The organism is Ramlibacter monticola, from assembly GCF_016722785.1.
Lineage (GTDB): Bacteria > Pseudomonadota > Gammaproteobacteria > Burkholderiales > Burkholderiaceae_C > Ramlibacter > Ramlibacter monticola.
Genome location: NZ_JAEQNE010000002.1, coordinates 784,208 through 803,901 on the forward strand (window position 1 = coordinate 784,208; position 19,694 = coordinate 803,901).

The 19,694-nt window shown below is 71.0% G+C and carries 20 protein-coding genes; 11 read left to right on the plus strand and 9 right to left on the minus strand.

All coding sequences use genetic code 11. The annotated features are described in order from the left end of the window. Positions 1–180: 180 nt before the first annotated feature. Positions 181–2,460, minus strand: coding sequence for a xanthine dehydrogenase family protein molybdopterin-binding subunit (locus JJ685_RS11650; RefSeq protein WP_201674387.1), 2,280 nt, complete (start codon positions 2,458–2,460; stop codon positions 181–183). Beyond that, the gene (locus JJ685_RS11655) at positions 2,457–2,909 is read right to left on the minus strand and encodes a (2Fe-2S)-binding protein (RefSeq protein WP_201674388.1); all 453 of its coding nucleotides are present in this window, start codon (positions 2,907–2,909) and stop codon (positions 2,457–2,459) included. The genes JJ685_RS11650 and JJ685_RS11655 overlap by 4 nt, the downstream gene beginning before the upstream one ends. Positions 2,910–3,022: 113 nt before the next feature. Here JJ685_RS11655 and JJ685_RS11660 point away from each other — a divergent pair, with 113 nt between their 5' ends. Next, positions 3,023–4,909 carry an ATP-binding cassette domain-containing protein gene (locus tag JJ685_RS11660; RefSeq protein ID WP_201674389.1) on the plus strand — a complete coding sequence of 629 codons (1,887 nt, stop codon included), beginning with the start codon at positions 3,023–3,025 and terminating at the stop codon, positions 4,907–4,909. A gap of 84 nt (positions 4,910–4,993) precedes the next feature. Then, positions 4,994–6,712, plus strand: a complete 1,719-nt coding sequence (locus tag JJ685_RS11665) for a phospholipase D family protein (RefSeq protein ID WP_201674390.1) — start codon at positions 4,994–4,996, stop codon at positions 6,710–6,712. Positions 6,713–6,748: 36 nt separating this feature from the next. Here JJ685_RS11665 and JJ685_RS11670 read toward each other — a convergent pair whose 3' ends face one another. After that, positions 6,749–8,161 carry an aminotransferase-like domain-containing protein gene (locus JJ685_RS11670; RefSeq protein WP_201674391.1) on the minus strand — a complete coding sequence of 471 codons (1,413 nt, stop codon included), beginning with the start codon at positions 8,159–8,161 and terminating at the stop codon, positions 6,749–6,751. Positions 8,162–8,297: 136 nt separating this feature from the next. On the opposite strand from JJ685_RS11670, the gene JJ685_RS11675 reads away from it, so the two are divergent. Genes JJ685_RS11675 through JJ685_RS11695 form a run of 5 tightly spaced genes read left to right on the plus strand, consistent with a single transcriptional unit; the run spans position 8,298 to position 12,674 of the window. Continuing rightward, positions 8,298–9,227, plus strand: a complete 930-nt coding sequence (locus JJ685_RS11675; protein ID WP_201674392.1) for a DMT family transporter — start codon at positions 8,298–8,300, stop codon at positions 9,225–9,227. Further along, positions 9,224–10,420: an aminotransferase-like domain-containing protein gene (locus JJ685_RS11680; protein ID WP_201674393.1), complete on the plus strand. Its 1,197-nt coding sequence runs from the start codon at positions 9,224–9,226 to the stop codon at positions 10,418–10,420. The genes JJ685_RS11675 and JJ685_RS11680 overlap by 4 nt, the downstream gene beginning before the upstream one ends. Continuing rightward, complete coding sequence (locus JJ685_RS11685; RefSeq protein ID WP_201674394.1) at positions 10,417–11,283, plus strand: PhzF family phenazine biosynthesis protein; 867 nt, start codon at positions 10,417–10,419, stop codon at positions 11,281–11,283. The genes JJ685_RS11680 and JJ685_RS11685 overlap by 4 nt, the downstream gene beginning before the upstream one ends. Position 11,284: 1 nt before the next feature. Beyond that, positions 11,285–11,953 carry a VOC family protein gene (locus tag JJ685_RS11690; protein ID WP_201674395.1) on the plus strand — a complete coding sequence of 223 codons (669 nt, stop codon included), beginning with the start codon at positions 11,285–11,287 and terminating at the stop codon, positions 11,951–11,953. Between the two features lie 49 nt (positions 11,954–12,002). Next, on the plus strand, positions 12,003–12,674 hold the full coding sequence (locus tag JJ685_RS11695) for a histidine phosphatase family protein (protein ID WP_201674396.1): 672 nt from the start codon (positions 12,003–12,005) through the stop codon (positions 12,672–12,674). A 7-nt stretch (positions 12,675–12,681) separates the two neighbouring features. Here the strand turns inward: JJ685_RS11695 and JJ685_RS11700 are convergent, their stop codons facing one another. Together JJ685_RS11700 and JJ685_RS11705 are read right to left on the minus strand one after the other, a co-directional pair. Next, a complete protein-coding gene (locus JJ685_RS11700) occupies positions 12,682–14,010 on the minus strand; it encodes a histidine kinase dimerization/phospho-acceptor domain-containing protein (protein ID WP_201674397.1) in 1,329 nt (442 codons plus the stop codon). Continuing rightward, positions 14,007–14,693: a response regulator transcription factor gene (locus JJ685_RS11705; RefSeq protein ID WP_201674398.1), complete on the minus strand. Its 687-nt coding sequence runs from the start codon at positions 14,691–14,693 to the stop codon at positions 14,007–14,009. The genes JJ685_RS11700 and JJ685_RS11705 overlap by 4 nt, the downstream gene beginning before the upstream one ends. A 151-nt stretch (positions 14,694–14,844) precedes the next feature. On the opposite strand from JJ685_RS11705, the gene JJ685_RS11710 reads away from it, so the two are divergent. The 4 genes from JJ685_RS11710 (at position 14,845) to JJ685_RS11725 (ending at position 17,949) form a co-directional block, all read left to right on the plus strand. Continuing rightward, the gene (locus JJ685_RS11710) at positions 14,845–15,438 is read left to right on the plus strand and encodes a phosphatase PAP2 family protein (protein WP_236598884.1); all 594 of its coding nucleotides are present in this window, start codon (positions 14,845–14,847) and stop codon (positions 15,436–15,438) included. A 3-nt stretch (positions 15,439–15,441) separates the two neighbouring features. Beyond that, positions 15,442–17,067 carry a phosphoethanolamine transferase gene (locus JJ685_RS11715; RefSeq protein ID WP_236598885.1) on the plus strand — a complete coding sequence of 542 codons (1,626 nt, stop codon included), beginning with the start codon at positions 15,442–15,444 and terminating at the stop codon, positions 17,065–17,067. Between the two features lie 20 nt (positions 17,068–17,087). Further along, the gene (locus tag JJ685_RS11720) at positions 17,088–17,468 is read left to right on the plus strand and encodes a thioredoxin family protein (protein ID WP_201674400.1); all 381 of its coding nucleotides are present in this window, start codon (positions 17,088–17,090) and stop codon (positions 17,466–17,468) included. Between the two features lie 136 nt (positions 17,469–17,604). Then, entirely contained in the window at positions 17,605–17,949 is a 345-nt protein-coding gene (locus JJ685_RS11725) for a KGG domain-containing protein (RefSeq protein WP_201674401.1), read from the plus strand. A gap of 65 nt (positions 17,950–18,014) precedes the next feature. On the opposite strand, the gene cynS is transcribed toward JJ685_RS11725, so the two are convergent. The 4 genes from cynS to JJ685_RS11745 all read right to left on the minus strand — a co-directional run bounded on the left by cynS (position 18,015) and on the right by JJ685_RS11745 (position 19,669). After that, complete coding sequence (gene cynS / locus JJ685_RS11730) at positions 18,015–18,458, minus strand: cyanase (protein ID WP_201674402.1); 444 nt, start codon at positions 18,456–18,458, stop codon at positions 18,015–18,017. Between the two features lie 70 nt (positions 18,459–18,528). Continuing rightward, on the minus strand, positions 18,529–18,711 hold the full coding sequence (locus JJ685_RS11735) for a hypothetical protein (protein ID WP_201674403.1): 183 nt from the start codon (positions 18,709–18,711) through the stop codon (positions 18,529–18,531). Between the two features lie 128 nt (positions 18,712–18,839). Further along, complete coding sequence (locus JJ685_RS11740; protein WP_201674404.1) at positions 18,840–19,163, minus strand: plasmid stabilization protein; 324 nt, start codon at positions 19,161–19,163, stop codon at positions 18,840–18,842. An 8-nt stretch (positions 19,164–19,171) separates the two neighbouring features. Further along, a complete protein-coding gene (locus JJ685_RS11745; protein ID WP_201674405.1) occupies positions 19,172–19,669 on the minus strand; it encodes a CBS domain-containing protein in 498 nt (165 codons plus the stop codon). Positions 19,670–19,694: the final 25 nt, after the last annotated feature.

Genomic DNA, 19,694 nt, shown 5'->3' on the forward strand with positions numbered 1-19,694 from the left:
CCGCTTCGTTTGCGATTCGCTTTGGCGTTAGCCGCCTTCGCGTTTCGCTGCCGTCGTCAGCCGAGCCCTCTATTCTATACCGATTTTCATCGACCTAGCCGCCGGGCCCTTCTGCGATTCCGCCGCCGCTTTCGCGACGCCGTCATCAGCAGAGCCAAGGACTATACCACAGGGAAAACCCTAGGCCAAGTCGGCAAGCGGAAGAGTGCGTCGGCGCTGGCCGGTCAGCTTGAAGAGCGCGGCCGCCAGCGCCGGCGCAACCGGTGGCACCCCCGGCTCTCCCACGCCTCCCGGCGCGCGATCGCTGGCGACGATGTATGTCTCCACGACCGGCGCGGCTGCCAGTCTCAGCATCCGGTAATCGGTGAAGTTCCGTTGCTGCACGGCGCCATTGCGAATGTCGACGCGCCCGTGCAGCGCCGCCGTCAATCCGAACACGACCGCCCCTTCCATCTGCTGGGCCACGATCTGCGGATTCACCGCCGTTCCACAGTCGATCGCGCAAACCACGCGATGAACACGCGGCATGCCGCCCGCAAGAGATACCTCCAGCACCTGGGCGACGATGCTCCCGAACGACTCATGCAGCGCGACGCCACGCGCGCGACCGGCAACGGGCGGGATCCTGTCCCATCCGGCGCGTTCCGCCGCCAGGTTCAGCACCGCCAGATGCCGTGGCGACTCGCGCAACAGGTCGCGGCGCAGCGCCAGCGCATCCTGGCGCAGTTCCGCCGCGATCTCGTCGATGAAGGATTCGAGGAAGAAGGCATTGTGCGAATGCCCGACCGAGCGCCAGTAGCCCACCGGCACGCCGGTGTGCGTGAACACGTGCTCGATGCGCTGGTGGCGAAATCCGTAGGGCTGGTCGAACAGGCCCTCGGAGCCGGTCTTGTCCGGCAGATCGACCGGCCCTGCGAACGCGGGCAGCGCCCGCTCCATCCAGCGGGGCGAAATGGCATCGCCGGCCGAGCGGATCTGCAACCCAACCGGCCGCCCCTGGCCGTCCAGCGTGGCGCGCACCCGCGCGACGTGCATCGGCCGGTAGAAGTCGTGCGCCGTGTCTTCCTCCCGGGACCAGATCAACTGCACCGGCACGCCCGGCACGTCCATCGCGACGCGCACCGCCTGCGCCACATAGTCGACCTCCAGCCGGCGCCCGAAGCCGCCCCCGAGCAGGGTCACATGCAGTTCCACCTTGTCGACTGGCACGCCGGCGACACGCGCCGCCGCCTCTCGGCAGGGCTGCGGCACCTGCGTCGGCGCCCAGACCTCGACCCGGCCGCCATCGACTCGCGCCGTCGCGTTCATCGGCTCCAGCGTCGCGTGGGCCAGGAAGGGCGCGCTGTACCAGGCTTCGAGCGTGCGGGCGCCGCCGTCGCGCGCAGACGCTTCTGCGTCGCCCTGGCTGTAGAACGTAAAGCCTTCGCGCGAGCGGACCGCCTCCTCGAGCTCGCGCGCGATCGCCGTCGAATCCAGCGCCGCCCACGGACCGGGCCGCCAGTCGACCTCCACCGCCTGCGCCGCCTGCCTCGCCTGCCAATAGTTCGCCGCCACGACCGCGAAGCCGGCACTCGAGCCCGCATACGCCGGCAACTGCACCAGGCGCTCCACGCCCGGCATGGCGAGCGCCGCCGACGCATCGATGCGCCCCGGCGCACCGCCCAGGGTCGGCGCCAGCCGCAGGGCCGCGTAGCGCATGCCCGGCAGCCGCACGTCCATCCCGAAACAGGCCTGCCCATTGACCTTGGCCGGCAGGTCCAGTCGCGGCGCGGCCCGGCCGATTACCTGCCATGTCTTGCGATCCTTGAGTTCCACCCGCCCCGGCGGAGTGGCCGCCGCCGCCCGGGCCAACGCGCCATAGCTCGCACGCTTGCCGGAGGAATGCGTGACGAAGCCATCGACCACCAGCAGGTCCTCCACCGGCAGCCTCCATCGCAGGGACGCCGCACCGACCAGCGAAGCGCGCGCGGTGGCGGCCGCGAGCCGCACCACGTCCCACGCATCCGCGACGCTGGACGAACCGCCGGTCGCATTGATGCCCAGCTCGCGCCCGATCTTGCCCACCAGCCATCGCCCCGCCTTGACGCGGCCGAAGCCGTCCTCGCGCTCCTCGTCGCGCGGGTGGAAGGGCAGGAAGCCGTACAGCATCGCGACGTTGCCGTAGATCGCATCCCAGCCGGCCTGCTCGATCCGCACGGACGACAGCGGCACGTCGAGCTCCTCGGCGGCGAGCTGCGCCAGCGCGGTATGCACGCCCTGCCCCATCTCGCTGCGCGGCATCGCCAGCACCACGCCGCCTTCGGGCAGGATCCTGATCCAGCCGTTCAGCGCGAAATCGCCCTCGCCGGGCGCCATCAGGTTCGCGATCCCGAGGCGCGAGCGCTGCGGCAGCGCCGCCCAGCCGACCAGCAGGGCTCCGACTCCCGCGGTCGTGCCCAGCAGCCAGGTGCGACGCTTCACGCGCGCATCCCCGCGGCGCGCTTGATCGCGGCGCGCACGCGCTGGTACGTGCCGCAGCGGCAGATGTTCGTCATCGCCTCGTCGATGTCCGCGTCGCTGGGCCTGGGCTTCTTCTCCAGCAGGGCCGCCGCCGCCATCAGCATGCCGCTCTGGCAATAGCCGCACTGCGGCACCTGCTCGGCGATCCACGCGGCCTGCAGCGCATGCGGCTTCGCCGCGGTGCCGAGCCCCTCGATGGTCTGGATCGCGCGGCCAGCCACGCTGCCGACTGGCGTGACACACGAACGCACGGCCTGCCCGTCCACGCGCACCGTGCAGGCGCCGCAGGCGGCCACGCCGCAGCCGAACTTGGTGCCGGTCATCTGCAGGAGGTCGCGCAACACCCACAGCAGGGGCATCGCGGGATCGGCCTGCACCTGCACGCGGGCGCCATTGATGATCAGGTCCAAGGAACCCCTCCCTTCCGCAGCAGGTCCCACTATAGCGACGGGGTGCTCCACCGGTCATCCGGCATCGGCCGCTCGGCGGCGGTGCTACGCTCGAAGGTTTTCCCACGCTGACCATGGCTCTCATCACCCTCGCGAACGCCCAGCTCGCCTTCGGCCACGTGGCGCTGCTGGACCACGCGGATTTTTCGCTGGAAGCCGGCGAGCGCGTCGGCCTGATCGGGCGCAACGGCGCCGGCAAGTCCTCGCTGCTGCGCATCCTCGGGGGCCTGGAGCGGCCCGACGACGGCGAGGTCCAGCGTCAGCAAGGCCTGCACGCCGCTTTCGTCGCCCAGGAGCCGCTGCTGCCGGAAGAAGCCACGGTCTTCGACGCGGTCCGACTCGGCATCGGCGACGTGATCGCGCTCGTCGACCAGTTCACCCACCACGGCAGCGGCGACCTCGATGCCCTGCACGCACTGCAGGCGCGCATCGAGGCGCAGGACGGCTGGAACTGGCGCCAGCGCGTCGACGAGACGCTGCACCGCCTGCACCTCGACCCCGATGCGGAGATCGGCTCGTTGTCCGGCGGCAACCGCAAGCGTGTGGCGCTGGCCCAAGCCCTGGTGCGCCGCCCCGACGTCCTGCTGCTCGACGAACCGACCAACCACCTCGACCTCGATTCGATCGAGTGGCTGGAGAACCTGCTGCTGGAGTTCCGCGGCAGCGTGGTGCTGATCACGCACGATCGCAGCTTCCTGGACCGGGTGTCCACGCGCATCGTCGAACTCGATCGCGGCCGCCTGCAGTCGTATCCCGGCAACTTTACCCGGTACCAGACGCTCAAGCAGGAGCAACTCGCCCAGGAGGCCGTCATCAACGCGAAGGCCGACAAGCTGCTCGCGCAGGAAGAAGTCTGGGTGCGCAAGGGCGTGGAGGCCCGACGCACGCGCGCGCAGGGCCGCATTACGCGGCTCGAGCAGCTGCGCGACCGGCGCGCGGCCCGGCGCGACGCGCTCGGCCGCGTCAGCATGGAAGTCGCCACGGGCCAGGCCAGTGGCAAGATCGTGGCGGAACTCACGCGCGTGTCCAAGGCCTTCGGCGACAAGGTGGTGGTGCGCGACTTCACCAGCACCATCCTGCGCGGCGACAAGGTGGGCCTGGTGGGCCCGAACGGCGCGGGCAAGACGACCCTGCTGAAGCTGATCCTGGGCGAGCTCGCCCCCGACACGGGCCGCGTGCGCCTCGGCACCAACCTGCAGGTGGCCTATTTCGACCAGATGCGCACCGCGCTCGACCCCGAGGCGACGCTGGAGGACTTCATCAGCCCCGGCAGCGAATGGATCGAGATCGGCCGCCAGCGCAAGCACGTCAAGAGCTACCTGGGCGACTTCCTGTTCTCGCCCGCGCGCTCGACCTCGCCGGTGCGCTCGCTCTCCGGCGGCGAACGCAACCGGCTGCTGCTCGCGCGCCTGTTCGCGCGCCCCGCCAACGTGCTGGTGCTGGACGAGCCCACCAACGACCTCGACATCGACACCCTGGAACTGCTCGAGGAACTGCTGCAGGACTACGAGGGCACGGTGTTCCTGGTCAGCCACGACCGCGCGTTCCTGGACAACGTGGTCACCAGCACGATCGCCTTCGAAGGCGACGGCCGCTGGCGCGAATACGAAGGCGGTGTCGAGGACTGGTTGACGCAATCCAGGCGCTCCCGCGAGCTGGCGCAAGCGGCGACCGCGGCGACGCTCGCCCCAGTGCGCGACAAGCCCGCGGCCCCGCCACCGGCGGCCGCCCCCACGCAACGCCGCAAACTGGGCTACAAGGAACAGCGCGAGCTCGAGGCGCTGCCCGCGCGCATCGACGCGCTGGAGCAGGAGCAGAAGTCCATCCAGGCCGAACTCGCCGCCGGCGCGGTGTACCGCGACGATCCCGGCCGCGCCGCGCAGCTCGCGCGGCGCAGCGAGCAGATCGAGGAAGAACTGATGGCAGCCCTGGAGCGCTGGGAGGCCCTGGGTCAGCTGTAGGCTTCCGCCGGCAAGGAGTCCCGGCCCTTGCCGACCTTGCGCGGCCCCGCTGCGCAGGCTGCGCGGCTACAGTCGCTGGACCCTATGTCGACCAGCAGTTTCACGATCGTCCGGCGCCCCCCGCAGTCCCTCTTGCTGCTGATGGTGCGCTGGTTCACGATCACGCTGCTGTCCTGCGGAGCGGGCGGCTGTGCGAGCCTGCCGGCCAACGACGGACGCACCCCGTCCACCCACTTCGCGCAGCCCGAGATCACGCCGCTCGGCCAGCTGATGCTGGCGCGGCGCGCCCAGGCGGCAACCCGCACCGATTCCGGCTTCAACCTGCTCGATGCCGTCGACGCGGCCCTGTCCAGCCGGCTCGCGCTCATCGAGGGCGCGCAGCGCAGCCTCGACCTGCAGTACTACGCCATCCACGCGGACGCCAGCACCGAGGTGCTGCTGCAGCGCCTGCGCGATGCCGCCCGCCGCGGCGTGCGGGTGCGCATCCTGCTGGACGACTTCAACTCGGTCGGCGCGGACGCGCAGGTGCTGCGCCTCGCCTTCGAGCCCAACGTGGAGGTGCGCCTGTTCAATCCGCTGACCGGGCCGCGCGACAACATGATCGGCCGGGTCCTCACCTCGCTGCACGATGCCGGCCGCATGCAGAAGCGCATGCACAACAAGCTGTTCCTGGCCGACAACGCCTGGGGCATCACCGGCGGGCGCAACCTGGGCGACCGCTACTTCGGCAGCGGCGACAAGCAGAACTTCGTCGATCTCGACGTGCTGGCCGCCGGGCGCATCGTCGGCGACATGTCGGCCAGCTTCGACCGCTTCTGGAACGACGAACTCGCATATCCGGTGCAGACGCTGCTCGACCCGGAAGACCTGGAGCGCCTGCAGCAGGCGCAGCCGGCCTCGGCGCCGCGCGCGCCCGATGCGGCGCCGCCCCGGCCCGCGCTGCCGGTCTCCGTTTCACCCACCGTGCTGCCGTCCGTCACGCAGGCGGCGGCCGGCGCGGCGGACCGGCCCGCGATGGACCTGCGCACGATCCCGCTGGTCTGGGCCTCCTCCAAGCTGCTGGTGGACGAGCCGGGCAAGGTCGGCCCCGGCGACGACGAGGTGAATGCCGGCGACACGGTGATCGACGGCCTGCTGCAGCTGATGCAAGGCGCCCAGCGCGACGTGCTGATCATCTCGCCCTATTTCGTGCCCGGCGCGCGCATGCTCGCGGTGTACGAGCAGCTGCGCAAGCGCGGCGTGCGCATCCGCGTGCTGACCAACTCGCTCGCCTCCAACGACGCGCCCGCGGCGCACGCGGGCTATGCGCGCTACCGCAACGCGCTGCTGGACATGGGCGTCGAGATCCACGAGATGCGCTCCGACCCGGAAACCGCGGCGGAACTCCTGGGCAGCAGCAACAGCAAGCCCCCGGAACGGGGCAGCGGATCCCTGTTCGGCGGCGGTCCGGGCGGTTCCAAGGCCGCAACGTCAGCGCGCGCCAGCCTGCACTCCAAGGCGGTGATCATCGACGGGCGCCTGTCGGTGATCGGTTCGATGAACCTGGACCTGCGCTCGCAGCTGAAGAACAGCGAAGTCGGCCTGGTGATCCGCAGCGCGACGCTGGCGCAGCTGGCGACGAAGCAGATCGAAGACACCCTCGCCACGGCCGCCTACCGGCTCGAGCGGCGCGGCAGCGACTTCCACTGGCGCGCGCCCCCTGGCGCGGGCTTCGGCGACGAGGACAGCGAACCGGGCGCCAGCACGAAGCTGAAGCTGTTCGTGCGCCTTCTGGGCCCCTTCGCGCCTGACGAGATGCTGTAGGGCGGGCGCAGCGACAGCGCGACCCCGGTGCTGCCCTCACATCCTGCGCACCAGCTCCCCGTACTTCTTCCAGAACGCCGCATCCTGCGTGGTGGCGAAGTTGATGCGCATCAGCGTGCTCGGCTCGCGCTGCGCATGGAACAGGGCGCCCGGTGCGAGCAGGTAGCCCTCGTCCAGCATGCGCTGCGACAGCGCGTCGGTGTCCACGCCGGTATCCACCCAGCCGAACAGGCCCGCGGGCTCGGCCACGAAGCGGCAGCCGGCTTGCAGCGCCAGCTTCACGCTGCGGCTGCGGGCCAGGTCCAGCCGCGTGCGGATGCGCTCGCAATGCCGCCGCAGCTGGCCCTGGTCGATGCACAGGGCCAGCGCCTTTTCCAGCAGCGCCGGCGTGGTCAGGGTCGTGAGCAGCTTCGTGTCCAGCAGCGGCTCCACCAGCGCCTCCGGCGCGGCGATGAAGCCGATGCGCCAGTTGGGTGCCAGGATCTTGGCGAAGCCGCCGACGTAGATCGTGCGCTGCAGTCCGTCCAGCGCCGCCAGCCGCGTCGCATGGGCCGGCGCGATGTGGCTGTAGGTGTCGTCCTCGACGATGTGGAAGTCGTGCTGGTTGGCCAGTTGCAGCAGGCGGTGCGCGCTGCCCGGCGACAGGCAGTAGCTGGTCGGGTTGTGGAACACGCTCACGCTGACGTACAGCTTGGGCTTGTGCACCGCGCAGTACTTCGCCATCACCTGCAGGTCGGGCCCGTCGGCGCGGCGCGGTACCGGCAGCAGGTGCATGCCGAGCGCGGACAGGCGCGCGAACTCCACCGCCCAGCCCGGCTCCTCCACCATCACCGGGTCGCCCGGGCGCAGCAGGGTGCGGCTCACGATGTCGAGCGCGTGGGTCGCACCGACGGTGGTGATGATGTGATCGGCCGGCACGGGCACATTCAGGCCCGCCAGCTTGGTCGCGAGCGCCTGCCGCAGGCCGGCATCGCCGAGCGGCTCGCCGTACTGCAGCGAGAACGAGTGCAGCGACGGCGTGGTAGTCACCTTGCGCACCGCCGCCGGCAGGAATGTGGACTCCAGCCACTCGGTGGGCAGCACGCCCATGCCCGGCTGCGGCTTGTTGCTGGCGCGGTGGAACATGCCGCGGATCAGGGAGGTGGCGTTCACCGGTGCCGGCCCGCGCGCGCTCGGCGGCTGCGGAGGGCCAGCCCGGCCGGGCGCCGGTTCCTGCACGGCGGCCTCGCGCACGAAGAAGCCGCGGTTCTTGCGCGCCTCCACCAGGCCCTGCGCCAGCAGCTGGTCGTACGCGGCCACCACGGTCGACGGGCTCACCCCCTGCTGTTCGGCGCACTGCCGGACGGAGGGCAGGCGGGCGCCGGCGGCCAGCAGGCGGTTGCGGATGCGCTCGCCGAAACGGGCGGCAAGCTGGTCGGTGAGCGACTGCGAAGAGGCCTTGAGCAGCATGGGCGGTTCCTCCCTGTACTGGCGCGTCGGCCAATACAGCGCATCTTGTGATCTGGAAAACTGTACTGATAGTGTACTGATGCCGCCCGTACATTGGCTCCATGCATTCCCTTCCTCCCGATTCACGGAGCCAGCCATGACGCCGTCCGAGCGCCACGGCCTCTGGTACGGCGTCGCCGGCGTGGCGATCTTCGCGCTGACGCTCCCGATGACGCGGCTGGCCGTTGGCACGGCCGACGCACCGCTGATGTCCGGTGTGTTCGTCGCCATGGGCCGCGCGGCGGTGGCCGCTGCGCTCTCGGCCCTGTTCCTGCTCGTCACGCGGGCGCCCTGGCCGCGCGCCGGCGAATGGCGCGCGCTCGCCATCACCGCGGGAGGCGTGGTGTTCGGCTTTCCGCTCCTGAGTTCGATCGCCATGCGGCACGTGGAAGCCGTGCACGCCAGCGTGATCATCGGCGTGCTGCCGCTCGCCACCGCGCTGGTGGGCGCACTGCTGCATCGGCAGCGCCCTTCGCCCGCGTTCTGGGCCTTCGCGGCGCTGGGCAGCGTGCTGGTGGTTGCCTTCGCGCTACTGCGTTCGGGCGCGGCCCTGCGGCTGCACGGCGCCGACCTCCTGCTGCTCGGCGCCGTCGCCTGCGCCGCCGTCGGCTACGGCTGGGGCGCGCGCCTGTCGCAGCGGATGCCGGCCGAGCACGTGATCTGCTGGGCCCTCGTGCTCGCGCTGCCAGCCACGCTGCCGCTCGCGTTCTGGTCGCGCCCCGCGATGCCGCTGCCGGCGAGCGCCTGGTGGGCCTTCGGGTACGTCGCCGTGTTCTCGATGTGGATCGGCTTCTTCGCCTGGTACCGCGGACTCGCCCTGGGCGGCACCGTGCGCGTGAGCCAGGTGCAGTTGCTGCAGCCTTTCCTGAGCATGGTGTTCGCGGTGCCGCTGCTGCACGAACGCCTCGACGCGCTGAGCCTCGGCTTCGCGCTCGCCGTGATCGCCACCGTGTTCATGGGCCGCCGCATGCCGGTCGCCCGCGTCCCCCGCCTGCCCGTCCTCTCCCCTGCCGTGGAATCCCGATGAAACCCGACGACCTGCAGCCCACCCCGGGCTGGACCCTGGCGCGCCGCACCAAGCGCATGAATCCTTCCGTGATCCGCGAGATCCTCAAGGTCACCGAGCGGCCCGGCATCATCAGCTTCGCCGGCGGCCTGCCCTCGCCGCGCACCTTCCCGGTCGAGGCCTTCCAGGCCGCGTGCGACAAGGTCCTGCGCGAGGACGGCCGCGCGGCGCTGCAATACGCCGCCAGTGAAGGCTATGGGCCGCTGCGCGAGGCCGTGGCCGCCATGCTGCCGTGGCGGGTCGACCCGGCGCAGGTGTTGATCACCACCGGCTCGCAGCAGGGCCTGGACCTGGTGGCCAAGGTGCTGATCGACCACGGCAGCCGCGTGCTGGTGGAAACGCCCACCTACCTCGGCGCGCTGCAGGCGTTCGCGCCGATGGAGCCGGAGGCGGTCGGCGTCGCCAGCGACGACGAGGGCATCGACGTGGCCGACCTGGCGCGCCGGCGCGGCGAGGCGCGCTTCCTCTACGTGCTGCCGAATTTCCAGAACCCGACCGGCCGCACGATGAGCGAGGCGCGCCGGCAGGCGCTGGTGCAGACCGCGCGCGAGCTCGCGCTGCCGCTAGTGGAAGACAACCCCTACGGCGACCTCTGGTTCGATGCGCCCCCGCCGCTGCCGCTGTCCGCCCGCTATCCGGAAGGCGCGATCTACCTGGGCTCCTTCTCCAAGGTGCTGGCCCCCGGGCTGCGGCTGGGCTACCTGGTGGCACCGCCGGCGATCGCGCCCAAGCTGCTGCAGGCCAAGCAGGCCGCCGACCTGCACAGCCCCAGCTTCAACCAGCGCCTCGTGGCCGAGGTGCTGCGCGACGGCTTCCTCGACCGCCACGTGCCCACCATCCGCTCCCTCTACAAGGCGCAGCGCGACGCGATGCTGGAGGCCCTGGCGCGCGAGATGCGCGGCCTCGACGTGACCTGGAACGCGCCCGATGGCGGCATGTTCCTGTGGGCGCGCCTGCCCGAGGGGCTAGCTGCGGTCTCGCTGCTCCCCAAGGCGGTCGAGCGCGGCGTTGCCTTCGTGCCCGGCGCGGCCTTCTATGCGGACGGCGCCGATGCGCGTACGCTGCGCCTTTCCTTCGTCACGGCCACCCGCGAGCAGATCGCCACCGGCATCGCCGCGCTCGCCGCCACGATCCGGGAGACCCTCCACCCATGAGCCTGCGCCCCTTCAAGCAAGTCGACGTGTTCACCGCCGTCCCCTACCGCGGCAACCCGCTCGCCGTGGTGCTCGATGGCGAGGGCCTCTCCGACGAGGAGATGCAGCACTTCTGCAACTGGACCAACCTGTCGGAGGCGACCTTCCTGCTGCCGCCCACGCAGCCCGGCGCCGACTACCGAGTGCGCATCTTCTCGCCCGGGCGCGAGCTGGCCTTCGCCGGGCATCCCACGCTGGGCAGCTGCCATGCGTGGCTGGAGGCGGGCGGGCGCCCGCAAGGCGAGCACGTCGTGCAGGAGTGCGGCGTCGGTCTCATCAAGCTTCGGCGGCAGGGCGAGCGCCTCGCCTTCGCCGCGCCGCCGCTGCGCAAGAGCGGCCCGCTGCCGGAAGAGGACGTCGAGTTGATCGCGCGCGGCCTCGGCGTTCCGCGCGCCGACATCGTCGGCCACGCCTGGTGCGACAACGGCCCCAACTGGCGCGGCGTGCTGCTCCAGTCCGCCGAGCAGGTGCTGGCGCTGAAGCCCGACGCCGCGGTGCTGGCCGGCCTCGACGTCGGGGTGGTCGGCCCGCGCGGCAAGGTCGGTGTCGTCGGCTCGCACGCCGCGGGCGACGAGTGCGCCTTCGAAGTGCGCGCCTTCTTCCCCGGCAACAACGGGATGGCCGAAGACCCGGTGACGGGCAGCCTCAATGCGGCGCTGGCCCAGTGGCTGATCGGCGCCGGGCTCGCCCCGCGCGGCTACGTCGCGGCGCAGGGCACGGCGCTCGGCCGCGCCGGCCGCGTGCACGTCGAGCGCGACGAGGCCGGCGACACCTGGATCGGGGGCGCTTCCGTCACTTGCGTCGACGGTCAGGTGAAGTTCTAGCATGCGCGCCCGCGTCGACCACCTGGTGCTCGGTGCCGCCAGCCTCGACGAGGGCGTGGCCTGGTGCGAGGCCACGCTGGGCGTCACGCCCGGTCCCGGCGGCGAGCATCCGCTGATGGGCACGCACAACCGGCTGCTGCGCATCGCCACCGTGGACTTCCCGCGCGCCTACTTCGAGATCATCGCGGTGCAGCCCGGTCGCGCCGCGCAACGCCCGCGCCGCTGGTTCGACCTCGATGACGAGGCATTGCGCGACCGGCTGCGGCGCGAAGGCCCGCGGCTGCTGCACTTCGTCGCCAGCGTGCCGGACGTGCAGGCCGCGGTGCGGTCGCTGCAACCGCTCGGGATCGAGCGGGGCGAGGTGGTCGCGGCCTCGCGCATGACGCCACGCGGGCTGCTGCAGTGGCAGATCACGGTGCGGCCGGACGGCCAGCGCCTGTTCGACGGCGTGCTGCCCACGCTGATCGAGTGGGGCGAGACGCACCCCGCCGCCGCCATGCCGGAGTCCGGCGTCACGCTGCACGCGCTCGGCGCTTCGCACCCGGAGGCGGAGCGCCTGCGGGCCGCCTGCCAGGCCATCGGCCTCGACGCGCTCACGCCGACGGCCGGCGAGCCGCGCCTGCGCGCGGTGCTCGACACGCCGCGCGGCCGCGTCGCGCTGCAGTCCTGAGTCCCCGCCGGGACGGGCAGCCCGCGCGCGGCTTTGCCAGAATCGCTGCATGGGCACGCTCTACCTCGTCCGCCACGGCCAGGCCTCCTTCGGCGCCGCAGACTACGACCAGCTCAGCGAACTGGGCCAGCGCCAGAGCCGGCGACTCGGCGAATACTTCGCCGGGCGCGGCATCCACTTCGACGGCCTGATCGCCGGCACCCTGCGGCGCCACAAGCAGACGCTGGCGGGCATCCTCGAAGGCATGAACCGCGCCGGCGAGCACCTGGCCTGGGAAGGCCTCAACGAATACGACAGCGAGGCGCTGATCGCCACGGTGCATCCGGGCAAGCTGCCCAAGCCCGATTCCCCCGAGCTGTACCGGCACCATTTCCGGCTGCTGCGCGATGCCATGGGCCGCTGGATGGCGGGCGAGACCCGGCCCGTGGGCATGCCCAGCTACGCCGACTTCGTGGCCGGCGTCACCGGCGCGCTCGACCACGTTCGCGCCAACCACTTCGGGCAGAACGTCCTCGTGGTGACCAGCGGCGGCCCGATCGCCACTGCGGTCGGCGCTGTGCTGGGCACCAAGCCGGAAGCGACCATCGAGCTGAACATGCGGATCCGCAACACGGCGGTCACCGAATTCGCGTTCACCCCCAAGCGGCATGCGCTGCTCACGTTCAACGGGATCCCGCACCTGGATGCGGCGGAGTACCGGGACTGGGTGAGTTACGCCTAGGTTACGCCTAGGAGAAGACGATGCGCCAGGCGCGCCGCGCGCCAGGCAGTTCCACGTCGGGCTCGAAGGTGGCGCCGTGCAGGGCAGCGACCTTCTCCACCACCCGGTGGCCCAGGCCGAGGCGCAGGGGCTGCAGCGGCGGCGCCGTTTCCGCGGGCGCGCCGGCGTGCTGCTGGCCGTCGTCGGCGACCTGCAACGCACGGCTGGCCGGGTCGAGTTCCACCTCCACCTGCGTGCCGCGCGGCGTGTGCGCCAGCGCGTTCTGCACCAGGTTGCGCAGCGCCAGTTCCAGCAGCACGGGGTGGCCCGACAAGGGAAAAGGCCCGGGACTGGACAGCCCCAGTTCGCGCCCGCCGGCGTGGGCGTGCGGGGCGAATTCCGAGACAACGCGCCGCGCCACCGCATCCAGGTCCAGCGGCTGCGCCGTCTCGTGCAGTTCGGCGCGGCTGGTGCGCGCCAGTGCGAGCAGGTGCGCCAGCACCTCGCCGGCGCGCAGCGCGTCTTCCTCCAGCCGCCCCAAGGCTTCCTGCTGCCCGGGCCCGGGCGGGGCCTCGCGGGCGCCGCGCGCCTGCAGCGCCAGCGACGCCAGCGGCGTGCGCAGTTCGTGCGCGAACTCGTTGGCCAGGGCGCGCTCGCGCGCGAGCGCCGCCTGGTAGCGGTCCACCAGCCGGTTGATCGCATCCACCGTCGCGGCCAGTTCCTCGAAGCGCACGGTCGCCTCCACCTTCTGCGCCTCGCGCGGATCCAGCGCGTGCACCTGCTGCGCCAGCCGGCGCAGCGGCCGCAGCCCGCGGTAGATGGCGAGCCCGAGCACCAGCGCCACCACCGGCATCAGCCAGAGGCCCGGCTCGACCACCTGGCCGGCGATATCGGCCGCCAGGTCGTCGCGCTCGCGCTGCGACAGCAGCACCATCAGGCGGTACCGGTGGTCGTCGTCCCAGCGCGAAAAGGCGCGCCAGGGCGCCGGCGGCTGTCCCAGTTGCAGCGTGGCGAATCCGTCCGGCCCGACGAACGGCGGCATCGGCGCGTCACCCGAGCGCGTCAGCACCTGACCCTGCGCATCCCACACGATCACGCTGATCGAACGCTGGTAGTCGTGCGACTTCAGGTCGTGGGGGGACACGGCGGGCGGCGGCACCACATCGGGCTGCAGGCCGCCCGGCGCCAGGGGCAGCAGGAGCGAGCTCACGCTGGCCAGGTGGCCGTCGGTCAGTTCGTCGGCCTCGTGCTCGCCGGTCTTGTACCCGAAGGCGATGAAGGTGATCCAGACCAGGGCCAGCGCCGCCAGCGCCCAGGCCAGCAGGTGACGCGTGAGGCTGGGGCCGCGGCCGGTCATGGCGCGGGCTCTGCCGGAACGTAGTAGCCGACGCCGCGCACCGTGCGGATCAGGCCCTCGCCGAGCTTGCGGCGCAGCCGGTGCACGTGGACCTCGATCGCGTTGCTTTCCAGGACGCTGTCGAAGTTGTAAAGCTTGGCCTCCAGTTGCGGTCGCGAGAGCACGTGCGGCCGCGCCTCCATCAGTGCCAGCAGCACCGAGAACTCGCGGGTGGAGAGGTCCACCGGCGCGCCGGCCCGGGCCACGCTGCGGGCGGCGGGGTCGACTTCGAGCTCGCCATAGCGGATCGTGGGATGGGCGCGGCCCGCGAGGCGCCGCCGCAGGGCCCGCATGCGGGCCGCCAGTTCGTCCGGGTCGAACGGTTTGGTCAGGTAATCGTCCGCACCGAGGTCGAGGCCGGCGATGCGGGAGGCGACCTGGTCGCGCGCCGTCATGATCAGGACGGGCGTGGCGGGATCCGGCAGGCGCCCGACCGGGGCGGCGCGCAGCCGCCGCAGCAGCTCGGTTCCGTCGCCGTCGGCCAGGCCCAGGTCCAGCAGGATCACGTCGTAAGCCTCCGCGGTCAGCGCGGTCCAGGCGCCGGCAAGGCTCGGGGTGCAGTCCACGGCATGGCCGGAGCGCGCCAGGTGGGCAGCCAGCCCGCCGGCGATGCCTTCGTCGTCTTCCACCACGAGCACACGCATGCTCCCATTGTGCCGTTAAGGCTCACGTAATCCTTACGCCCGACGATGCCGCCCGATGGGAAGAGGAAAGGGACGTCGGGCCGCGCCCGCGCAGGCGGGCTGGCTTACGTTGGGACTTCTGGTGGTGGTCCTGGCCTGGGACGCGAGCGGCATGGATTTGCCGCTCGCGCGCCTGGCCGGATCGGCCACGGGCTTCCCTTGGCGCGAGCACTGGCTGCTGGCCGGGGTGGTCCACGAAGGCGGCCGGCGCGTGGCCTGGTTGCTGGCCGTCGTCCTGTGCCTGGGGGTCTGGTGGCCGGTGGGGCCGCTGGCGCGGATCGGCCAGGGCGAGCGGTTGCAACTGGCTGTAACCACCCTGCTGGGGGCCCTGACCGTGACCTTGCTCAAGATCGGTAGCCGGACGAGCTGTCCCTGGGAACTCAGCGACTTCGGCGGATTCATTCAATATGCATCCCACTGGAGCTTGCTTTCCGACGGTGGCGCCGGCCGGTGTTTCCCGGCCGGACACGCGTCGTCCGGCTTCACCTTTCTGGGGGGATACTTTGTGTTCCGGCGCACGGATGAGCGGATGGCGCGGCTGTGGCTGGTCGGCGCCACGGTGGCTGGACTGCTCTTCGGGCTCGCGCAGCAATGGCGCGGGGCCCATTTCATGAGCCATACGCTGTGGAGTGCCGCGGTTTGCTGGACCGTCGCTTTCCTGGTGGACGCCAGGTGGCCACGCACCTGGAGCCTCGAGAGGATTTGAAGATTGGATAAGACCCAGCCGCGGCGACTTCCCGCCGCTGTTCTCGTTGCCGGCGCCAGCGCCTGGATGGCCACCGCCGGCAACGCCGCCCTCTGGCGGGAACTGCAGGCCGTGGGCGTGGCCCAGGCGCAGGGCGGGTGGCTGCTCACGCTGACGCTGGCCGGCATGCTGGCGGCGGCCCTCTACGCGCTGCTGAGCCTGTTCTCCTGGCCGCGGCTGCTCAAGCCGGCCATCGTGCTGCTGCTGGTGGCCACCGCCGCCGGCGCCCATTTCATGTGGACCTACCGCATCGTGATCGACAGCGCCATGGCCACCAACACCCTGCAGACCGACTGGCACGAGGTCCGGGCGCTGCTGACACCGCGCTTCGCCGCGGTGGTGCTGGTCGGCGCGGTGCTCCCCTCCTGGCTGGTCTGGCGCATCCGCGTGGACCACCGGCCCTGGAAGCAGCAGGCGCTGCGCAACGTAGCCGGGCTGCTCGCCGGCATCGCCGCGGTGGCCGCCCTCATCCTGCTGAGCTTCCAGCCGCTCGCTTCCACGATGCGCAATCACACCCAGCTGCGCTACCTGATGAACCCGCTCAACCAGCTATGGGCGGTGGGACAGTCGGCCTTCGGCCAGCGCAAGTTCCACGGCCCGGTGGCGCCGCTCGGGCTCGACGCCCGGCTCGGCGCCGCCGCCAAGCCGCGGCTGCTGGTGCTGGTGCTGGGCGAAACGGGCCGCAGCGGCAACTTCGGCATCAACGGCTACCAGCGCGACACCACCCCGGAACTGGCCAAGGCCCGGGCGGTGAGCTTCCGCAACGCGTGGGCGTGCGGCACCAGCACCGCGGCCTCCGTCCCCTGCATGTTCTCGCACCTGGGGCGCGACGGCTTCCTGGCGCGCAAGCAGGATTCCGAGAACCTGGTGGACGTGCTGCAGCACGCCGGCCTCGCGGTGCTGTGGATCGACAACCAGCCCGGGGGCTGCAAGGGCGTGTGCGACCGCATTCCCAGCGTGAACACCTCGGGCCTGAACGACCCGCAGCTGTGCCCGAACGGCGAATGCCGGGACGAGATCCTGCTGCGAGGCCTGGACGAACGGCTCGCGGCCCTGCCGGCGGTGCAGCGCGAGAAAGGCGTCGTGCTGGTGATGCACCAGATGGGAAGCCATGGCCCGGCCTATGCGCAGCGCACGCCGCCCGCCTTCAAGAAATTCCTGCCGGAGTGCACCAGCAGCCACCTGCCGGATTGCAGTTCCGAGCAATTGCGCAACGCCTACGACAACACGATCGCCTACACCGACCACGTGCTCGGCTCCACGATCGCCTGGCTGCGCCAGCGCAGCGACTTCGACGGCGCCCTGCTTTACGTGGCCGACCATGGCGAGTCGCTGGGCGAGAACAACCTGTACCTGCACGGCCTGCCGTACGCGATCGCCCCCGACGTGCAGAAGCACGTGCCCTGGGTGACCTGGCTGTCCGGCGGCTTCGAGCAGGACAGCGGCCTGACCATGCACTGCCTGCGCGGGCAGGCCGACACGCGCGTCTCCCACGACCACCTGTTCCACTCGGTGCTGGGATTGATGCAGGTCAGCACCGCCGCCTACCGCCCGGACCTCGACGCCTACGCTGCCTGCGCCGCGCCCTGAGGGGCCGCTACACTGCGGCCATGGACGGCAGCAGCGCCTCGGAGCAGACCCCCTGGTGGGTGGTTTGCCTGTGCGCAGCCTGGTGCGGCGTCTGCCGCGAATGGCAGCCGACGTTCTCGGCGCAGGCCCGTGCCAACCCGCACCTGCGCTTCGCCTGGGTCGACGTGGAGGACGAGGACGACGCCATGGGCGAGGTGGACATCGAAACCTTCCCCACCCTGATGGTCGCCCGCGGCGAGGAGGTGCTGTTCCTCGGCCCGATCCCGCCCTCGAGCACGCAGTTCACCCGGCTGCTGGCCACCCTCCAGGCCCAGCCTCGCCCGGCGCCCGGCGTCGATGCCGAGGCCAACGCCCTCTTCCATCGCCTCCGACCCCAGGTACTGCCGCAGACCGCCGTCTGACGAGGTAGGGCCGCTCCTACACACGGCAGCTTTGGTGCCTGACGAGCGTAGTGCGTACTTGCAAGCTCAATCACTCCATGGCTGGCACAGACCCGCCATGCAGTTCCAACATTCAGTTTGCAAGGAGATCCTCACCATGGCTTCCAACAACCAGGGCAACCAAGGCGGCAAATCCAACCGCGGCTTCGCCTCCATGGACCCGCAGCGCCAGCGCGAGATTGCCAGCGAGGGCGGCCGTGCGGCCCACGAGAAGGGCACCGCCCATGAGTTCACTTCCGAAGAAGCCCGCGAAGCCGGCCGCAAGGGCGGCATGGCTCGCAGCGCCAACCGCCGCAACGCCACGATGAACCAGAACAGCGCCGTCAGCAGCTCGCACGCGAGCGGCGGCAACAGCGGCAGCAGCGGTTCCAGCCACGGCGGCTCGCAGGGCAGCAGCAGCGGCGGCTCGCACAGCACGGGCGGTGGCAGCAGCGAACACTGACGCCCCTCCCGGCCGCACGACGGCACGGCGCGCACTGCAAGGCCGCGCAAGCGGCCTTGCTCTTTCTAGTACACCTTGTAGGGCAGGAACTTGCCCGAAAGGACCACCTTCACCCGGTCGCCCTTGGGATCCGGCTCGCGCGAGATGTCCATCGAGAAGTCGATGGCGCTCATGATGCCGTCGCCGAACTCCTCGTGGATCAGCTCCTTGATGGTGGTGCCGTAGACGTTCACGATCTCGTACCAGCGGTAGATCAGAGGGTCCGTGGGCACCGGCGTGGGGAGCGACCCCTTGCTGGGCACCACCTTGAGCCATTTCTGCTCCTCGTCGGTGAGCCCGAACAAGTCGCCGGCAACGCGCGCCTGCGCCTCGTCGAAGCACATCTGCCCCAGGCAGGCGGCGGTGGTCCACTCCTTGGAGCGGCCCACCCTGCGGGCGATCTCCTCCCAGGTGAGGCCCCGCGAAACCTTCGCGGCAATGATCTTCTCGGTGACGTCGTTCCGGTTCATGCTGGCTCCTTCCGTGGACCGGAAAGAGCAACGCCCGTGCCCGGGAAAGAGGCTCGGCAGCTTGCGCCGCCTACCACTCGCCGATCATGCGCACGCGAGCATCGAGGTCGTCCGGCAACTCCTGGACCGGTCCGGCCTGAACGACCTGCACAGTGCGATCGGCGAGCGCCTCTTCCTTCGGCACGGCGTCCCGCAACGGCGCGGCAGGCTGCTGCGGCACGGCGGGGAGCTGGAAGATGGAGGAGAAACGCATGAGGTTCACCTGCCGATCAGTTTGGCAGCGAACCATTACACGAGTATTTCGGGTTTACACGCGAGCCGCCCTTTTTGCGCACACCCGTGGCCGCGCGGCAACTACTCCCTCATCGGGAGGATGGACGCTCAGCGATCCACGGCGCGTTGCAGTTCTTCCTTGGTCATCGCGGAGCGGCCGCGGATGCCCTTGCGGCGCGCCTCCTCGTACAACTGGTCGCGCGTGCGGCCGCCCTCGCCGCGGTGCGAGCGCTGGCCGCCTCGCACCGGCGCGGGCAGGTCGTGCAGCGTCTGCGCGCTGGCGTGCTTCGCCTCGCCGTGCTGCGCCCGCTCCTTGTTGACGGTCCTCGCCGCGATCTCCTCCGCCAGCGCCTCTCCCTTTCCGCGGGCGCGCAGGCCGTCCTTGATGTGCTCGTATTGGCGTTCGCGCTTGGCGCTCCAGGCTTTGGGCATGGCGGACCTCAGTGCGGCGTCCCGCCCCGGGACTGGGATTGGGACTGCGATGGAATTCCGGGTTCGGAGCGATCCGGTTCGGCCGGCGTGGAAATGTCGCCCAGCGACATCGCCACGTCGTCCTGCGCGTCGGGGTTCTTGGCGGCAATGTCGCCGAGCGTGACGATGCCGACCAGGCGCTGCTCCTCGTCCACCACCGGCATGCGGCGGATCTGAGCTTCGGCCATCTCGCCGAGCACCTGGTCCACGTCGTCGCCTTCGTGCACGCAGCGGACGTGTGCGCTCATGACGTCGGCGAGCTTCATGGCCTTCAGCTCGCCTTGCTGGGCCGCCACCCCGCGCACCACGATGTCGCGATCCGTCACCATGCCGACCAGCTTGTCGCCGTCGCATACCGGGATCACCCCCACGTTCATTTCGTCCATGCACTTCGCCGCCTCGACCACCGAGTCGTCAGGCCGCATCGTGCGCACGTCCCGCGTCATGACATCCGCCACCGTCGTCATCGATTTCTCCTTCGCCGTGAGGGTC